The 16,478-nt window shown below is 72.0% G+C and carries 13 protein-coding genes and 1 pseudogene; 3 read left to right on the top strand and 11 right to left on the bottom strand.

Annotated features, from left to right (window positions below):
* Nucleotides 1-131 precede the first annotated feature (131 nt).
* Nucleotides 132-695: an Rv1733c family protein gene (locus tag HS99_RS44490; protein ID WP_050366315.1), complete on the bottom strand. Its 564-nt coding sequence runs from the start codon at nt 693-695 to the stop codon at nt 132-134.
* A gap of 827 nt (nt 696-1,522) precedes the next feature.
* Entirely contained in the window at nt 1,523-2,167 is a 645-nt protein-coding gene (locus HS99_RS48300; protein ID WP_170066658.1) for a universal stress protein, read from the bottom strand.
* A 1,010-nt stretch (nt 2,168-3,177) separates the two neighbouring features.
* Between HS99_RS48300 and HS99_RS02170 the strand changes: the two genes are divergently transcribed.
* A complete protein-coding gene (locus tag HS99_RS02170; RefSeq protein WP_030556202.1) occupies nt 3,178-4,530 on the top strand; it encodes a phosphoribosyltransferase family protein in 1,353 nt (450 codons plus the stop codon).
* Here HS99_RS02170 and HS99_RS02165 read toward each other — a convergent pair.
* A complete protein-coding gene (locus tag HS99_RS02165) occupies nt 4,490-5,728 on the bottom strand; it encodes an acyltransferase family protein (protein WP_046386028.1) in 1,239 nt (412 codons plus the stop codon). The genes HS99_RS02170 and HS99_RS02165 overlap by 41 nt on opposite strands.
* 158 nt (nt 5,729-5,886) lie before the next feature.
* Nucleotides 5,887-6,171, bottom strand: coding sequence for a DUF1540 domain-containing protein (locus HS99_RS02160; RefSeq protein WP_030556207.1), 285 nt, complete (start codon nt 6,169-6,171; stop codon nt 5,887-5,889).
* Between the two features lie 385 nt (nt 6,172-6,556).
* On the opposite strand from HS99_RS02160, the gene HS99_RS02155 reads away from it, so the two are divergent.
* Both HS99_RS02155 and HS99_RS02150 read left to right on the top strand, forming a co-directional pair.
* On the top strand, nt 6,557-7,429 hold the full coding sequence (locus HS99_RS02155; protein WP_043481224.1) for a universal stress protein: 873 nt from the start codon (nt 6,557-6,559) through the stop codon (nt 7,427-7,429).
* Between the two features lie 878 nt (nt 7,430-8,307).
* Entirely contained in the window at nt 8,308-8,805 is a 498-nt protein-coding gene (locus tag HS99_RS02150) for an adenosine-specific kinase (RefSeq protein WP_030556212.1), read from the top strand.
* A gap of 71 nt (nt 8,806-8,876) precedes the next feature.
* Here the strand turns inward: HS99_RS02150 and HS99_RS02145 are convergent, their stop codons facing one another.
* The 7 genes and pseudogenes from HS99_RS02145 to HS99_RS02120 all read right to left on the bottom strand — a co-directional run bounded on the left by HS99_RS02145 (nt 8,877) and on the right by HS99_RS02120 (nt 16,470).
* The gene (locus HS99_RS02145) at nt 8,877-9,416 is read right to left on the bottom strand and encodes a PspA/IM30 family protein (RefSeq protein WP_370863213.1); all 540 of its coding nucleotides are present in this window, start codon (nt 9,414-9,416) and stop codon (nt 8,877-8,879) included.
* A gap of 32 nt (nt 9,417-9,448) precedes the next feature.
* Nucleotides 9,449-9,578: pseudogene (locus HS99_RS48295) on the bottom strand (transposase); the annotation flags it as partial.
* Between the two features lie 55 nt (nt 9,579-9,633).
* Complete coding sequence (locus HS99_RS02140) at nt 9,634-10,557, bottom strand: carbohydrate ABC transporter permease (protein ID WP_078938917.1); 924 nt, start codon at nt 10,555-10,557, stop codon at nt 9,634-9,636.
* Nucleotides 10,554-11,867 carry a carbohydrate ABC transporter permease gene (locus tag HS99_RS02135; protein WP_030556219.1) on the bottom strand — a complete coding sequence of 438 codons (1,314 nt, stop codon included), beginning with the start codon at nt 11,865-11,867 and terminating at the stop codon, nt 10,554-10,556. The genes HS99_RS02140 and HS99_RS02135 overlap by 4 nt, the downstream gene beginning before the upstream one ends.
* A gap of 6 nt (nt 11,868-11,873) precedes the next feature.
* A complete protein-coding gene (locus tag HS99_RS02130) occupies nt 11,874-13,202 on the bottom strand; it encodes an ABC transporter substrate-binding protein (protein ID WP_030556221.1) in 1,329 nt (442 codons plus the stop codon).
* Between the two features lie 53 nt (nt 13,203-13,255).
* Nucleotides 13,256-14,851: a glycoside hydrolase family 13 protein gene (locus HS99_RS02125; RefSeq protein ID WP_043481246.1), complete on the bottom strand. Its 1,596-nt coding sequence runs from the start codon at nt 14,849-14,851 to the stop codon at nt 13,256-13,258.
* A gap of 311 nt (nt 14,852-15,162) precedes the next feature.
* Nucleotides 15,163-16,470, bottom strand: a complete 1,308-nt coding sequence (locus HS99_RS02120; RefSeq protein WP_078938624.1) for an ABC transporter substrate-binding protein — start codon at nt 16,468-16,470, stop codon at nt 15,163-15,165.
* Nucleotides 16,471-16,478 lie beyond the last annotated feature (8 nt).

Genomic DNA, 16,478 nt, shown 5'->3' with positions numbered 1-16,478 from the left:
GGTGCTCTGGCCTGTCGCGGTCGGACATGTTGTCCCCCAAGCGGGCAGTGGCCGAACGCCCCGCCTCCGCGGGCCGGTCGGCCCGATCCGACCGAAAAGCGACGGTCCGATCCTCGGCCACGCCGCCTCGCTCAGCTGGGAAGCCGCTTGGACCAGCGCGGCTCGACCTGGCTCCACTCCGCGTCCCACTGGGCGTAGCGGTGGTGGTCCAGCACGCAGACCGAGCCCTTCCAGGCGGCCAGGCACAGGAGTGAGAGGGTTCCGGCGGTCATGGCGGCGGTCGTCCAGGCGGCCGCGGCGGCCTGGCCGCGGGTGAGGGGCGCGGAGGTGACCGTGTCCTGGTGGTCGACCCACAGCGGGACGGGGGTACCGGCCCGTTCTCCGGGCCACATCCGGACGGTGGCGGTATGAGTAGTGCCGTCGGCTGCCGTCCAGGCGGCGGTTGCCGGGACCCGGCTGTAGTCGTTGTTCGACGGGACGGGCGCGGCGGCGGTCAGGTGCGCGGTGACGGTGTGCCGGGCCGAGGACTCGACGTGCCCGGTGTGCATCTGGGCTCGGTAGGTCAGAAGGCCGGCACTGACCGCGGCGGCGGGAAGGCCGATGACCATGACGGCGAGCAGGACGCGGGCGAGCCACCACTGGATGCGGTCCGAGGTCCGCCGTACCGGGTTGCGCCGGCTCGGATGCGTGGACATGGCGTCCGCCTCCCACCGTTCCTGAGGCATCGGCTGAGCTGTCTTCCATCCTTGAACCCCGGACCCGTGCCGGTCATGGTCCAGGTGGCCCATATCGGCCCGAAGACCGGCCCTGAACGGACAGGGCCGACTATGCGAACAAGACCTTGTCACGCGCTGACAGGGCCGATGGTCCCTATCAGCGTGGCAGTCCGTCTGGCGACGGGGGCTACGCTCGCCCGTCTTGCGGCCGGTTGGGACGTGGGTGGGTGTGTAGGTGCGGCCCTCGCTCCCCCATTCGCCCCACGGTGGCCGGTGGCCGGCATCGATCGCACGCAGGCTGGGGCGGCCGATGTGGGCGAACACCAGCCACCGCACGCCCCGCCGCTGGGCTTCGGTGGCGACATCGCGGACGCTCATGTGACCGCCGACACCGCCGCGGAAACGGATCGGCCGATCCCAGCCAGAGGCCTCGGCGAACATCAGGTCGGCTCCGTCGGCCCAGGCGGGGAACTTCCAGAACTCCGGTGCCCACACGGCCACCAGGCCGTCAGCCTCGATCCGGTAGCCCCAGGCGGGATGCGAGGTGTGCACGACCGGACACGCCCGGACGGCCAGCCCGTCCAGGTCGAGATCCCCCGCCTGGGGGACGAGTTTGTGCTCGGCTGCCATTCGGTGCAGGGCGGACCGGAGTTCCGCGTGTTCGTCCGTCACCAGCCAAGCGTCCAGGCACACCGGGGGTTCGGCGCCCGGGCCGCCGTCGAAGGCCACGGCACTCCGGCCGTGGCGCAGCAGAAGTCCGGCGGGCGCGTACCGGGGGGAGTTCATGGCGCCCACGCCCAGCAGCGTCAGGTGCGGGCCCTGTCCGCGCGTCCCGCGGGCAGGGGATGTCGGCATCGCCGTGGCTGCCAAGCGGCGTGGCGGTCCGGGGCACGGAACTCGGGTGCGGTCACTTCGGGTGGTGGGCTGCGGAGTGTGGTCCGGGCATGCCGCGTGTCGCGGCGGTGCCGATGTCGATGTGGCTGTCGTCGGACGTGTGGTGGAGCGTCTGGTGGACGGCCACGACTCCGTCGACGCCGCGGCACAGGCGCTCGATGATGGGGACGAGGCTCTTGCGTTCGACCGTCCCGGTCAGGGTGACGACACAGGTAGCCCCCTCCGGTACCGATGCCCTGTGAGCCGAGTACCAGCAGTTGCTCGTCGCCTGCGGCGGACAGCAGGGCGGCGGGAGTGGCGGCGGGCAGCAGTTCGGTGGTGAAGGAAACGTCCGGGTAGTGCCCGCGCAGCTCGCTCTCCGCGCCCCGGAGAATGCGCTGCCCCACGGCTGTCCGAACCTCCCCGCTCGGGAGGTGCGGCGCCGCGACAGGGCTGAGCAGCCACAGCTGCACCAGCCGTACGGGCAGTCCCCGCAGTTGGGCCTCCCGCGCTGCCCACCGGGCGGCCGACAGGCTTTCGGCCGAGCCGTCAAGGCCCACGGTGATCTCCAACCGCATGCGAATTCGCCTCCTACGAGTTGCCCGAGCCGACGAGGCAGTTGCGACGGGCGGCCGGACCGACCACCTCTTCGTACCGACCGAGACGTCAGCCGGCCTGCTTCTCATCGTGGCCCCGCGGATCCCCCTCGGCATGGGCCGGTGAGCCCATACCCGGACGGTGATGGACCTTGCCCGGGTCGGGTCCGAGCCGGCGAGCTCGCCCGGCCCGGGTGGCCCGCCCCATGGTCACCGACACACCGGTTCAAGCTGGCGGCTCGCCCGGCACGACGACGGGCAGGTGGGCGTGATGGACGATCTCCGTGCTCGTCGAGCCGAGCGCGAGACGGCCCCAGAGGCCGGTTGCCACGGGACCCGACCACGAGCGGGCCCGCGCCCTGGCTCGCGTCCAGCAGGACCTGCGCGGGGCGGCCGCGCTCGCAGTGGACCTCGACCTCGACGAACGGCTCGCCGACCTGCCGGCGCAGTTCCTCGCCGGAGTCCGTCACCTCGGGGGCGGCCACGTCATGCAGGTGCGTCGGCGGCTCACCGCTCGTGCGGGGCCGGACAGGCGTGCTCAGGCCGGACGGGTCGGCGTGGCCGGAACCGTAGGCGTGCACGGCCCGTACCGACGCCGCGCACCTGGGCCTCGCGCAGGGCGAAGAGCACGGCCTGACGGGCCGGCTCCGAGCCATCCGTGCCGACCACGACGGGACCGGCGGAGCCCGGTGTGGGAGTGCTGCTCACGGGGGCCTCCAGGGCGCGCGCCTCGACTGTCCGTACGGACCGGCGCGACGGATCCGGATGCTCCGAGGGCGTGCGGTCGCCGACTGGCCCGCCTGCTTTCATGCTCCCCCGCCGCCACCACCGCGGCACGTCCGCCCCCGGCGCCCGGCGTCTGTCCGGGAGTCGGGGGACGGCCGCGGCGCTCCGGCTCGGTCACTCGCGCGCGTCCGGCGGCAAGAGGATCGTGGAAAGCGGCGGCCCGGCGCGGGGTCCGGGTCCGGCCGCGATCCCGGAAGAGGTGGATCATGTACTTCGTCGATCGTGTAGACGCGGGGCGGCGCCTCGCCGAGCGGGTCAGGCACCTCGCGGGCCGCGAGGTGATCGTCCTCGGGCTTCCCCGCGGCGGTGTTCCGGTGGCGGCCGAGGTCGCGAAGGTGCTGCACACCCCGCTGGACGTGATCGTGGTGCGCAAGCTCGGCGTGCCGTTCCAGCCCGAGCTGGGCATGGGCGCGATCGGCGAGGGCGGGGTGCGCATCGTCAACGACGCGGTGATGCGGGCAACCCGGACCACCGAGCAGGACCTCGCCGAGGTGGAGGCGCGGGAGCGGATCGAGCTCGACCGAAGGGCACGGCGGTACCGCGGTGACCGGCCCCGCACTGAGCTCGCCGGCCGTACGGCGATCGTGGTGGACGACGGGATCGCGACCGGCTCGACCGCGCTGGCGGCATGTCTGATCGCCAGGAACCAGGGCGCGGCCCGCGTGGTGCTCGCCGTCCCCGTCGCCCCGCCGGACTGGACCCGCAGGCTGGCGGACGCGGCGGACGAGCGGGTGGCGCTGTCGACGCCCGGGGAGTTCTACGGGATCGGCCAGTTCTACGAGGACTTCGCACAGACCACCGACGCCGAGGTGATCTCCTGCCTGGACGAGGCCGCCGTCCGGATGGCCGGTGACCGGCCACCCGACCCCGCCTCGCGGCTGCCCGCTCGGTCCGTTCCGGCGAGGGCCGACGATCCGGAAGTGGTCGTGGACGCAGGGCCGGTACGGCTCGGCGGCCAGCTGACCGTACCGGAGGGGACGGCGGGGATCGTGGTGTTCGCCCACGGCAGCGGCAGCAGCCGGCACAGTCCGCGCAACCGGTTCGTCGCGGGCGCGCTGAACCGGGCGGGTCTGGCCACCCTGCTGTTCGACCTGCTCACCGAGGAGGAGGCGTTCGACCGGGCGAACGTCTTCGACACCGCGCTGCTCGCCCGACGCCTGACCGACGCCACCCGCTGGCTGCACGGCCGCGACGACGTCGGCGGGCTCGCGGTCGGCTACTTCGGGGCCAGCACCGGAGCCGCCGCGGCACTGTGGGCGGCCGCGGAACCGGGCTCCACGGTCCGGGCGGTCGTCTCCCGCGGGGGGCGGCCCGACCTCGCAGGCCCCCGCCTACCCGCCGTCACCGCCCCCACCCTGCTCATCGTCGGCGGCGACGACCACGTGGTCCTCGACCTCAACCAGCAGGCCCAGGCACGGCTGCACTGCGAGAACCAGCTCGCCGTCATCCCGGGCGCCACCCACCTGTTCGAGGAACCCGGCACACTCGAAGAGGCCGCGGACCTGGCCGCGCAGTGGTTCACCGCCCACCTCGCCCCGGCGCCGGACCGCGCACCCTGAGGCCGACGTCCCACAGCCGACCCGACCGACGGCGCCGGCTGCAGGAGAACAGCACCAGCAGGAACCCGCCGACGTACAACGCGAGGACGCCCCAGGCCACGCGCCCGGCCGGGGCGAAGCCGCCGACGGCCAGTCGGGCGAGAGCGGGCAGGACCACGGCCAGACCGCAGGCGAGCAGAACGGCCGCCCCGCGCCCACCGCCTCCCGGGCCTGCGGCAAGGCGGCGCAGCGGCCGCTGCGCCCGTTGCACGGCCAGGGTCAGTGGGACGATCAGAAGGGCCAGGACGGCGAGCCAGAGCGGGCGCAGTGCCCACCACTGCCAGGAGCCGACAGCGGGCTGGGGGGCGATCCCGGACGGGTAGAACGTGATCGCGACGACCACCACCGGGACGGGATGCCACAGGTAGACCGTCATCACCGCCCGGTTGAGGCGGGCGAGCAGGGCGATGGACGGCGGCGTGGTGTTGCCGGCGCGGCTGCCGGTACCGACCATGTCCACCGGGAACGGGCCCCAGGCCAGCAGACCCGCGAGGAGGACGGTGCCGGCTGCGGCCAGTACGAACGGGCGTCGACCGCTGGTGAGTTGACCGTCGTACCAGGTGAATCCCCACTGGTGCATGGAGCCCCACACCAGCAGGTAGTTGGCGAAGCCGACCACTGGCAGACGCGGGCCGAGGGCCGCGAGATCCACGGCCGCGGCGGCGACCGCCATCACAAATGGCACCCGCAGACCCCATCGGTGGTGCGCGGCAAGAAGTACGGGAGTGAGGGCGATCAGCAGCAGGTAGACCGGCAGGAACCACAGGTGCAGGGCGATGTACCAACCGGTCAGCGCCAGTTCAATCGCACCGGCGCCGCTCGCCCGGGCGGCGGTGACCCCGAGGAAGGCGGCGGCCAGATACACCGTGGCGGGCCAGAGCAGCCGGAGGGCCCGTCGGCGCACCCAGCTCACCCAGTCGCCGCCGTGGCTGCGGTGCTCGGTCCAGGAGACCGCGTTGGCGAAGCCTCCGACCAGGAAGACGGCGGGCATCACCTGGAAGAGCAGGGTGAGCCAGCGGCCCCAGGCGACGTACTGCAGCGCGTCCTGACCCGAGAGCTGCCCGTTCTGGTAGGTGGGGTTCGTCAGCAGCCAGTGGCCGAGGACGACCGTGCCGACCGCCCCCGCGCGCAGGAGGTCCGCGTAGCGGTTGCGTTCCACGGTCCGCCTCCCCGGCCACGGACGGTCCGGGCCCACGCGCTGCGGGGACGATCACGCGCAGGAGCCCGGCGCGGACGGATCTCGGCGTGCTCCCCTTTGCGGGCGTCGGCGATTCGCAACGGCGCGCCCCTCTCAACCCGGGCCAGGGGTGCCGTCCGTCAGGCGGGTGCGTACGTCAGACAGTCGATGTCGCTCTGGTGGAACCCGACCGTGATGCCGGTGGCGCGGCACTCAAGGCCGACGTTGTGACGGCAGTCCGACATCTTGCACGCACCGACCCTGCCGTTGGCGGAGGGGTCGCCGCCCTTGGGCGGGGCCTGCAGGTAGGTGTCGCAGTGCGCGTGACGGGCGTCGCCGACTGTGATGGCCAGGGCGTGGCAGGCGAGGTCCTGGTTGTAGGCGCAGCCGTCGACCGAGCATCCGGTGATGACGGGCATTTCCATGGCGGGGTCCTTCGGTCGTGGCTTGCTCACGTGACGACAGCTGGTGGCCGGGGTGAGCCTGCGGGTCTTCCGTTCGAGCATGGGCAGTGGTGTGGTCCGCGGCCACTGGCGTTAGCCCAGCGGGAGCCGCGCTGCGGCTCTTCGTTTCGCCGCAGCGCCACATGTGAAGGCCGAGCGGCGGCGGGGTCGGTGCCTGGTCTCCTGTGGCAGGCTGCGCCCGCGAGGCGGAGCCTGGAGAGGGGTGAAGGAAACGGTGTTCTACGCAGGGCGTCTGTTCGCGTCGCTTCGGGTGCCTGGCCGAGACGGCCGGGCACCCGGCTGCCATGGGGTCTGAAGCCAGGAGCGGCATCCTGCCGGGAGCGTGTCCGGGGGCACAGGAGGAGTGATGGTTGATCCCGTGATTGTGGGAGTGGACGGCTCCGGACGGAGTCTGCGTGCGCTGGTGTGGGCCGCGAGCGACGCGGCGCGGCGCGAGTGCCCGTTGCTGATCGCCCATGTGCTTCCGGCCTGGGAGTTCGATTTCCCGTTCTTCCCCCCGGGGCGTTCTCAGGGCCTCAGTCGCCGGGGCGCGGAGATCCTGGCCGAGGCGGTGGCGATAGCCAAGGAAAGCCATCCGGGACTCGAAGTGGAGTCCGACCAGGTCTCGGGTTCTCCAGCCGAGGTTCTTCGTGCGGCGACCGAGCGGGCGTGTTGCATGGTGCTCGGCGCCCGCGGCGAGGGAGGGCTCGGCAACCTGCTGATGGGCTCCGTCAGTCTGCAGGTCGCCGGGCACGCGGCCTGCCCAGTGGTCGTGGTCGGCGAGATCGCCACCGGTCACGGACGTGTCCTCGTCGGCACCGACAGCTCCGAACACTCGACCGCCGCCCTGGAGTTCGCCTTCGAGGAGGCGTCCCTGCGCGGCGTCCGCGTTCACTCCCTGCGCGCTTGGAGCATGCCGACCAAGCCGGAACCGTCCGAGGACGGACCTGGCCCGGACGAGGTCGAAGCCGAGCAACGCCGCCAGCTCGACGACCAGCTCGCACCCCTCCGGCACCGCTATCCCGACGTCGAGATCGAGACGACCCTGGTCCGGGGGAAGCCGGTGACCGAACTCGTCCGCGCCTCCGACCGGGCGGACCTCGCCGTGGTCGGCTCACGCGGCAAGGGCGGCTTCCACGGCCTGGCCCTCGGCTCGGTCAGCCACGGCCTGCTCCACTACGGCATCTGCCCCGTCGCGGTCGAACGCCCGCCGCAGCCTCGGCACACACCATCGGCGTGATCGCCGGCCCCTTCCAGAACGGAGCTGCCTTGTCCATGATCCACAGCCTCAACGGTCCCCGGCAGCCCCCGAGCCATAGGTCCCACCACCGAGCGGCACTGACCCGATTGCCGCTCGGCTCAGCAGCCGGGGAAGTCCCGCACCGAGCGGCCTGCCCCGTCTCCGTCGTCCCCCGCCGACCACGGTGCCCGTTTTGGCCGCTCCCCGGCCGGATCGTCGTCTCAACTGCATCTCGGCGGCCTCCCCGCCGGGCTGCTCCCCCTGGTCCGGGCCCACGTGTCCAAGGGCCCGGACCAGCGTCTTACGCCCGAGGACCTGCTCGCCCGGCTGGCCGAGCCCGCAGTCCTCGCTGCCCCACGCCGCCGTTTCCGCTTCGGTCCGCCCCGGCGCCGGATCGCCCTGGGCCTGGCCCTCGCGCTCGTGGTCGCGGCCCTGTTCACGCTGCCCCGCATCCTCGACGCCGCCGACACCCTCCCACGTGTCGGCGCCCCGACCGCCTCCGCGTCCCCCGGCACGCCCCGGGTCCGACGGCCCTTCCCCGACAACCCCGCGGCCACCGCGCCTCCACCGACCCGGGCCCGAGCACGAGCCCCCCACCCGTTCTCGCGAACACCGTGCCGACCCCGGTCACCGAAGTGCCCGATTCACCGGCCGTCGACCAGATGATCTTCAACGCGGACGCGGCTTCCGGATCGTGCTGGGTGTCGGCGGTGAGCCCGAGCAGGACGGCCGGCAACGGTTCTCGCCCTGACGGGACGCCTTCCCGGCCGACTTGGCGACGCTCCGTCCGCGCGCCCTCCCGACGGCACGCGGGTAGGGCGGACATGATCGGGGCGAACGTGCATCGTCCGATGACGAGCGAGAGCAGGAGGTTCCTGATGGCCGCTGCCGGATTGTCCTTCGACGTGGTGAGCATCGAGAAGCCCGATGACGTGAATGTGATCATCGGCCAGTCGCACTTCATCAAGACCGTGGAGGACCTGCACGAGGCAATGGCCGGAGTCGGCCCGCACCTGCGCTTCGGGATCGCCTTCTGCGAGGCCTCCGGCGCCTGCCTCGTCCGCCGGTCCGGAAACGACGACGAGTTGGTGCCGCTCGCGGTACGCAACGCACAGGCGATCGGGGCCGGCCACTCCTTCGTGATCCTGCTGCGTGGCGGCTACCCGGTCAACGTCCTCAACGCCGTCAAGCTCGTGCCCGAGCTGTGCGGCGTCTTCTGCGCGACCGCCAACCCGGTCGACGTCCTGCTGGCCGTCACCGACCGGGGCCGCGGCGTGATCGGCGTGATCGACGGCGTACCGCCGGTCGGGGTCGAGACCGACGAGGACGCCGCGAACCGCCACCGCCTGCTACGCCAGATCGGTTACAAACACTGAGGCCTGACGTCCTGTATTCCGGCAGCTGCGGAGCCAACGACGGCAACGTCCGGAGGACCGAGTCGGCGCATTCACGCCGACGACTCGCCTCCGGACTCCGCACGCCTGGTTCCTGCTTCCCGCTCGTCCTCGGTCTCCGGCGATGCGAGGAGCTTGTCCTTCAGCCTCTTCAGGTCGTTCTCCACGTCCCGATCCACGCCGATCCGCTCCAGCTCGATCCGCACGTCATCGGCTTCGGTCGCGAGAGTGGCATTATCGAGCGCACCGGAAGCCATCAGGTCGTCCAGTGCCGACGAGCGGGCCCGCAGCTGCTCCGTCCGGTTCGTGGCGCGCTGCACGGCCGCCCCGAGGGCCCCGAGCTCCTCCCCGACGCCGGACACGGCCTCGACGACCCGCGTCTCGGCCTCGGCCCAGGTGTACTCGGCCTTGAGCGTCTCCTTTCGCAGCCGAAAGGCCTCCGTCTGCGTTTCCAACCGCTGCAGCACCCTGCCGAGCCGTCCCTCTTCCACTTCCAGCGACAGCCCCTGCTCCTCCAGACCGGCCAGCTGATTGCGGATGCCCGCCCGCCGGGCCAGCACCTCTCGGGCCAGATCCTCCCGCCCGGAAGCCAGCGCCTGCTCCGCCTTCTCCTTCTTCCGTCCGAAAGGGCGGCGTTGTCGGCCCTGTCGCCGCCTCGTGAAAGGCGGTGCCCGGTTGGTCCGTCCGCTGGAGGCGGGGACCGGTGCGGCGCCACAGAGGGCGGCGAAGGCCGCCTCTGTGCGCATACGTTCGGGGGCGCCTCGGCCCGTCGAACGGGCTGTCATTGCAGCGGGGCCGCCCCCACCGGTCTCACTTCACAGATCCTGCCATCGCTCCCTGGATGAAGAATCGCTGGAAGCAGAGGAACACCCCCACGGGGACCAGGAGGGACAGGAACGCGCCGGGTGCGAGGATGTCCATGTTGCTGCCGAACTGCCGCATCTGGGACTGCAGGTAGACAGTCAGCGGCTGCGAGTCGTTGCCGGCGAAGATCAGCGCGACCAGCATGTCGTTCCAGACCCAGAGGAACTGGAATATGCACAGCGAGGCGACGGCCGGTGCGGCGAGCGGCAGGGCGAGGGTGCGGAAGATCCGCCACTCCCCGCAGCCGTCCATCCGTGCCGCTTCCAGGAGTTCGGCGGGGATCTCCAGGAAGTGGTTGCGCATCAGGAACACGGCGAACGGCAGCCCGTAGCCGACGTGGAACAACACGACGCCGGGGATGGTGCCGAACAGCCCGACGGCGCCTTCGAGTTTGGCGACCGGGATGAGCCCGACCTGCACCGGCACGACCAGCAGCCCGACCACACCGAGGAAGACGGCATCCCGACCGGGGAAGCGCATCCAGGCGAAGGCGTAGCCGGCTCCTGCGGCGAGGGCGACGGTCAGCAGGGTCGCCGGGACGCTGATGAGCACGGTGTTCCACAACGCCTCGGGGACGTCGCCGCCGCCGAGCAGCGCCGTGTAGTTCTGCAGGGTGAGCTGGGCGGGCTCGGTCAGTGCCGTCCACCAGCCTCCGGTGGCCGCGACCTGCTTGGGGCGCAGCGAGGAGACCAGCAGGCCGACGGTGGGCACCAGCCAGGCGACGGCAGCCACGATCAGCACGGTCTGGACGAGGCCACTTCGGGTGAGGGCGGCGAGCCGGGTCGTGAGCGGCAGGGCGGGCCGGCCGGCGGGCACCGGTGCGGGCGCGGTGGTGATGGGGACGGACGGGGCCGCCTGGGTGGTGGTCATGCGCGACTCCCTCGGAAGCGTCGGACGTTGAGAAGCATCACCGGCACGACCAGGAGCAGCAGCAGGACGCTGAGGGCGCTGCCGAGGCCCTGGTCGTTGCCGCCCCCGAAGGAGACCAGGTAGAGCCGGAGAGCGAGCACGCCCGCGTCCTGCTGCACCGGTCCGGGCGCGATGATGTACACGAGGTCGAAGATCTTCATCACGTTGATGACCATGGTGATGAACACGACGCCGAGGACCGGGGCGAGTTGGGGCACGGTGATGCGGCGGAAGATCTGCCATTCGCCGGCGCCGTCGATCCTGGCCGCCTCGATGGTCTCGCGGGGCAGGTTGGCGAGGCCCCCGGCGATGATGACCATGGCGAAGCCGGCCCAAATCCATATGTAGGCGCCGATGATGGCAGGGGTGATGAAGGCGGGGCCGAGCCAGTCGACGCCGCGGTAGGGGGCGGCGAAGTTCGCGGCCGGCATCACCACCGAGGTGGTGGCGGTCGGGGCCGCGCCGAACCGGAAGGTGCCGTCGGCGGCGGTGGTGGTGGTGTCGACCGTCCGTCCGCCGTCCCGGAGTTGGACGGTGACGCCGGGAAGGCCCTTCTTCCCGGCATCCAGTCGGCCGGGGTGGCCGCCGCCGCCCGGGACGAAGTCCAGGAACACCGTGCCGCTGACCCCGTCGCCGCCGGCCGGCTCCTGGGCCGTCCGGGCGGTCGCCGGCAGAGCGCCGGGCTGCACGCCGACCAGCGGCAGCAGCACGACGCGCGTGCTGGTGGGCGCCGTGATGTCGCCGCCCTGGGCCCGATCGAGGCCGCCACCGGGGCGCGGGTGGGCTCCCGGGTAGGTCGACCGGTCGTTGAAGGTGTCGTGGACGGCGACCGCGGCGGCGTTGAGCGCGCCGCGATGCGGGTCCGCGTCGTACACCGTGCGGAAGATGATCCCGGCGGCGAGGAAGGAGATCGCCATCGGCATGAAGACGAGCAGCTTGAACGCGGTGGCCCAGCGGATCTTCTCGGTGAGCACCGCGAACACCAGGCCGACGGCGGTCACCAGTGCCGGGGCGACGGCGACCCAGATCGCGTTGTTGCGCACGGCGGTGAGGGTGGCGTGGTCGGTGAAGGCGGTGCCGTAGTTGTCGAGTCCGACGAAGCGGTGGCCGGAGGCGTCGAAGAGGCTGCGGGCCACCGAGTAGCCGATGGGGTAGACGACGAGGGCGCCGAGCAGCAGCAGGGCGGGCAGGACGAAGAGCAGGGCGAGGCCCCGGTGGCGCCGGAGCGCGCCACCGGATGCCCGGCCACTGCGGGGTGAGCGCAGAGACATGGTGGATCAGCCCTTGTAGGCCTTGGCCGCGTCGGCTTCGAGCCTGGCCGCGGCGCCCTGGACGTCGGAGGGGTCGGCGAGGAAGTCCTGGAGGTCCTTCCACTCGCCCTGGCCCGCGGTGCCGCCGAACGCGGCGGGGGCCTGGTCCGACATGTCGAAGCGGAAGGCGTCGCCGGCGTCGATCACCGACTTCGCGAACTGCCGGGTGGTGTCGTCGGGGTAGACCGAGGGGTCGACGGCCTTGTTGGGCGAGATGAAGCCGCCGGCCTTGGCCCAGACGGTGGCCGCCTCGGGGCCGGACAGGAACTCGACGAACTTCTGCGCGGCCTCGGGGTGCTTGGCGCCCTTGAGGACGACCGCCGCGTCGCCTGCGCCCATCACCGGGGCCTTGCCGCCGTCCACGGCGGGGAAGGGGAACACCTTGGCGTCGGTGCCGACCTGCTTCTTCAGCTCGGAGGCGATGACACCGCCGACAAAGTCGCCCTCGTAGGTCATTGCGGCCTTGGGTTGTGCTCCGAAGACCTCCTGGACAGAGGTCGGGAAGTCGGTCTGCAGGGCGCCCTGACCGCCGCCGGCGACGAGTTGCTTGTCGTCGAAGACCTTGCCGAGGGTGGTCAGCGCCTTGAGGACCGACGGGTCGGTCCACGGGATCTCGTGCCGGGTGAGCTTGTCGTAGAGCTCGGGTCCGGCCTGGGAGAGGTAGACGTTCTCGAACCAGTCGGTGAGGGTCCAGCCGGCTTGGCCGGCGACCGAGAAGGCCGGGGTGCCGGAGTCGGAGAGCGTCCGACTGGCCTTCAGCAGGTCGTCGAAGGTGGCCGGGGGCTGGACGCCGGCGTTCTGGAAGGCGGTGGGGCTGTACCAGACGGTCGACTTGTCGGCGGCCTTGAAGTAGAGGCCGTACTGGGTGCCGTTGACGGTACCGAGGCTGGACCAGATGCCGGCGTAGTCCTTCTTCGCGGCGTCGGTGACGGCGGACGAGAGCGGCGCCAGCCAGCCCTTCCCGGCGAACTGCTTGATCACGCCGGGCTGGGCGACCATGACCACGTCCATCGGGTCGCCACCCTCGATCTTGCTGCCGACCACGGTGGAGAGGTTGTCACCGGTGGAGGTGTAGCTGACGGCGGCACCGGTCTTCGCGGTGAAGGCGTCCAGCACCTTCTTGAAGTTCTCCTGCTCGGTACCGCTCCACACGGCGGCGATGGTCAGGGTCTGTCCCTTGAGTTCCTGGGTGGCGGAGTCGGCGGCGGTGCCGCCTCCCCCGCTGCCGCAGGCGGTTGCGGTGGCGGCCAACAGGACGCAGGCGGTCAGGGTGGGAAGGGCGCTACGGAGTCTCATCGTCGGGTCTTCTTCCGTGAGGGCGGACGGGAGGCGTTTTCTGTGATGGATAGTCAGATAGTGCTGACAGAAGTGGGATTGACCCACCAGGCGGCGGTGGCTGGCGACAGGAAGCCGTCAATGCACGGACCGCTGGCCAGCAGGGGCGGACCGACGACCGGGGCCGGCGCGGGGGTGTCGCCGAAGTTGACGGCGCACACCAGGCCCTCGCCGCGGACGAACGCGAGGACGCCGGGCGGGGTCTCCAGCCATCGCAGCGTGCCGTCGCCGAGCTGCGGGAGTTCACGGCGCAGCTGGAGGGCGGCGCGGTACAGGTGGAACACGGATCCGGCATCGTCCCGCTGCCGCTCTGCCGTGTGGGCGGCGAACGAGGCCGGCTGCGGCAGCCACGGCGCGGCCGGGCTGTCCGGCGGGCTGAAACCGAACGGGGCTTCGGCGCCCGACCAGGGCAGCGGTATCCGGCAGCCGTCGCGGATCCCGGTCCGGCTGCCCGTGCGGCGGAAGATCGGGTCGGTGATCAACTCATCCGGCAGGTCGAGGACTTCGGGCAGTCCGAATTCCTCGCCCTGGTAGATGTAGGCGGCTCCGGGCAGTGCCAGCATCAGCAGGGCGGCGGCCTTGGCCCGGGCGGGGCCGGAGGCCGGGTCCTCCCCGGCGAACCGGCTCACCGTGCGGACCTGGTCGTGGTTGTTGAGCACCCAGGTGACCGTCGATCCGGTGGCGGTGATGTCCCGCACGGCGTCGTCGATGACCCGGTGGAAGTGCGCGAGGTCCCACGGCGCGTGCAGCAGGTGGAAGAAGAATGCCTGGTGCAGTTCGTCGGGGCGCACGTACAGCGCCTGTTCGGCCGGCGTGGGCACCGACGCCTCGCCGACCAGCAGCCGCTGCCGGCCGTCGCGGACGGTGTACTCCTCGCAGATCGCGCGCCACCGGCGCCAGATCTCGTGCACCTCCGGCTGGTTCCAGGCCAGCGGGTTGACCGAGTCGCGGGTGCGCTCGTCCACGTCCGGGTCGGGCGAGTCCGGCAGCTCGGGATGCTTGTACAGCCCGGCCGCCACGTCGATCCGGAAGCCGTCGACGCCGCGGTCGAGCCAGAACCGCAGCACCTCCTCGAAGTGGGCGGCGACGTCGGGGTTGCGCCAGTTGAAGTCGGGCTGCTCCGGGGTGAACAGGTGGAGGTACCACTGGCCGGCCCGGCCGTCGGCCTCGGTGGCCCTGGTCCACGCCGGGCCGCCGAACATGGCCCGCCAGTTGTTGGGAGGCAGCTCGCCGGCCTCGCCGCGCCCGTCGGCGAAGTGGAACCGCGCCCGCTCGGGGCTGCCGGGGCCGTTGGCCAGCGCCTTCTGGAACCACGGGTGATCACTCGAGCAGTGGTTGGGGACGACGTCCAGGACCAGCTTGAGGCCGAGCAGTCGGCAGTCCGTCACCAGGCGGTCGAACTCGGCGAGGTCTCCGTAGACCGGGTCGACGGCGCAGTGGTCGGCGATGTCGTAGCCGTGGTCGTGCTGGGGTGAGACGTAGAACGGGTTGAGCCAGACGCCGTCGGCGCCCAGCTGCCGCACGTGGTGCAGCTGTTCCCGGACGCCGGCGAGGTCGCCGACGCCGTCGCCGTCGGTGTCACGGAAGCTGCGCACGTAGATCTGGTACATCACGGCGTCGCGCCACCAGGCACGGGCGGCGGGGGTGGTGGGGGCGTGCGAACAAGCGCGCGGCAGGGTGACCGCGTCGCCGTCGGGGAGGGTGGGGTCGGGCATCTCGCTACTCCAACGGTTATGCATTCGCGTTAGGTATAGCAGGCAGATACCGGCACTGTTAAGCCCTTGTTAGCTCTTGTTTGCTGCCGTTTCCCTGGGAGCTACGAGAAGAGACGCCCGATCATGGATAGATACATGTTATGTACTCACGGGTAGAGGCCTCGCGAAGCAGGGGCGGACCGCCCCGGGGCGTCGTCGGCGTCGACTCAGCCGACGATGGCGCGCAGGTCCGCGGCCAGCCTGGGCAGCGCCGCCTCGGCGGTCCGACGGCCCGACACGACCTCGAACGCCGTCTCGCTGAACGCGAGGCTCAGCTGCTGGTACTGCGGCACGCCGGGGCGCGCGCCAGCCGCCAGGATCGCCGTGCGCAGCACGGGCAGGTACGGGAACCGGGCTGTCAGGTCCGGGTCCGCGTACAGGTCGGCCCAGACCGGCGGCAGCCCACCGTCGGTCAGCACGCGGTACTGCGCCCGGCGGCTCGTCAGGTAGCCGATCAGCGCCCGGGCGGTGCGCTGGTGCCGGGAGAACCGGCTGACCGCCAGGCCCGAGCCGCCCAGCACACCGCTGCCGGGCCCGTTCGGGCCGGGCAGCGGCACCACGCCGAACCGCCCCTCCACGGGGGACCCGGCGGCGCCGACCGCGTGGTAGACGTACGGCCAGTTCCGCAGGAAGAGCAGGCCGCCCCGGCCGAAGGCCGCGCGGGACTCCTCCTCCTGGTAGCCGAGCACCTCGCGCGGGATCCAGCCGTCGCGCACGCCCCCGGCCAGGAACTCCAGTCCGGCCAGGGCCTGCGGACTGTCGACCACCACGGTTCCGTCGCCGGCCAGCAGGTCCCCTCCGGCCGAGCGGATGGCCTCCAGCGCGTTGACGGCGAGGCCCTCGTAGGGGCTCAGCTGGCCCGCGTACCCGGACAGCCCGTGCGCGGGGGCCAGCGTCCGTGCCTGCCGCACCAGTTCCGGCCAGGTGGTGGGCGGCTGCTCACCGGCGGCGGCGAGCACGTCGCTCCGGTAGTACAGCAGGGCGGCGTTGGCGACGAACGGTACCGCGTACAGCCGCCCGTCATAGCGTCCGGTCCGCACGACCGGCGGCAGGAAACTGCCCAGCGCGAAGTCCGACTCGTCCAGCGGCACGGTCCAACGCCTGGCCGCGAACTCGGCCGTCCACACCACGTCGAGGTTGAGCACGTCGAAGCGGCTCCCGCCGGTCGACAGCTCGCCGGCGAGCTGCGCGTGCACCTCGTCCGCCGCCTCGGGCAGCTCGACCAGCTCGGCGGGCTGGTCCGGGTGCTCGGCGTTCCAGTCGGCCAGCAGCCCACGCAGGTAATGGGTGGTGTCGCGGCCGGTGGCCAGCGTGACCGGCCCGACCCCCTCCGGGTCGCCCGTCGCCTGCGCGTCGCCGGCGAGGCCGTACCAGGCGGACGCGCCCCCGGCCGCGAGCACCGCCGCTCCGCCGACCAGCGCGCGCACCACGCGCCGACGGCCCGCGTCGGGCCCGGTGGGCGGCCGGTCGTCCATGGATCTCC

Source organism: Kitasatospora aureofaciens (assembly GCF_001188955.3).
Classification (GTDB): domain Bacteria; phylum Actinomycetota; class Actinomycetes; order Streptomycetales; family Streptomycetaceae; genus Kitasatospora; species Kitasatospora aureofaciens.
Note: the sequence above shows the minus strand (reverse complement) of the source record. Positions and strands in the feature narration are given on the sequence as shown.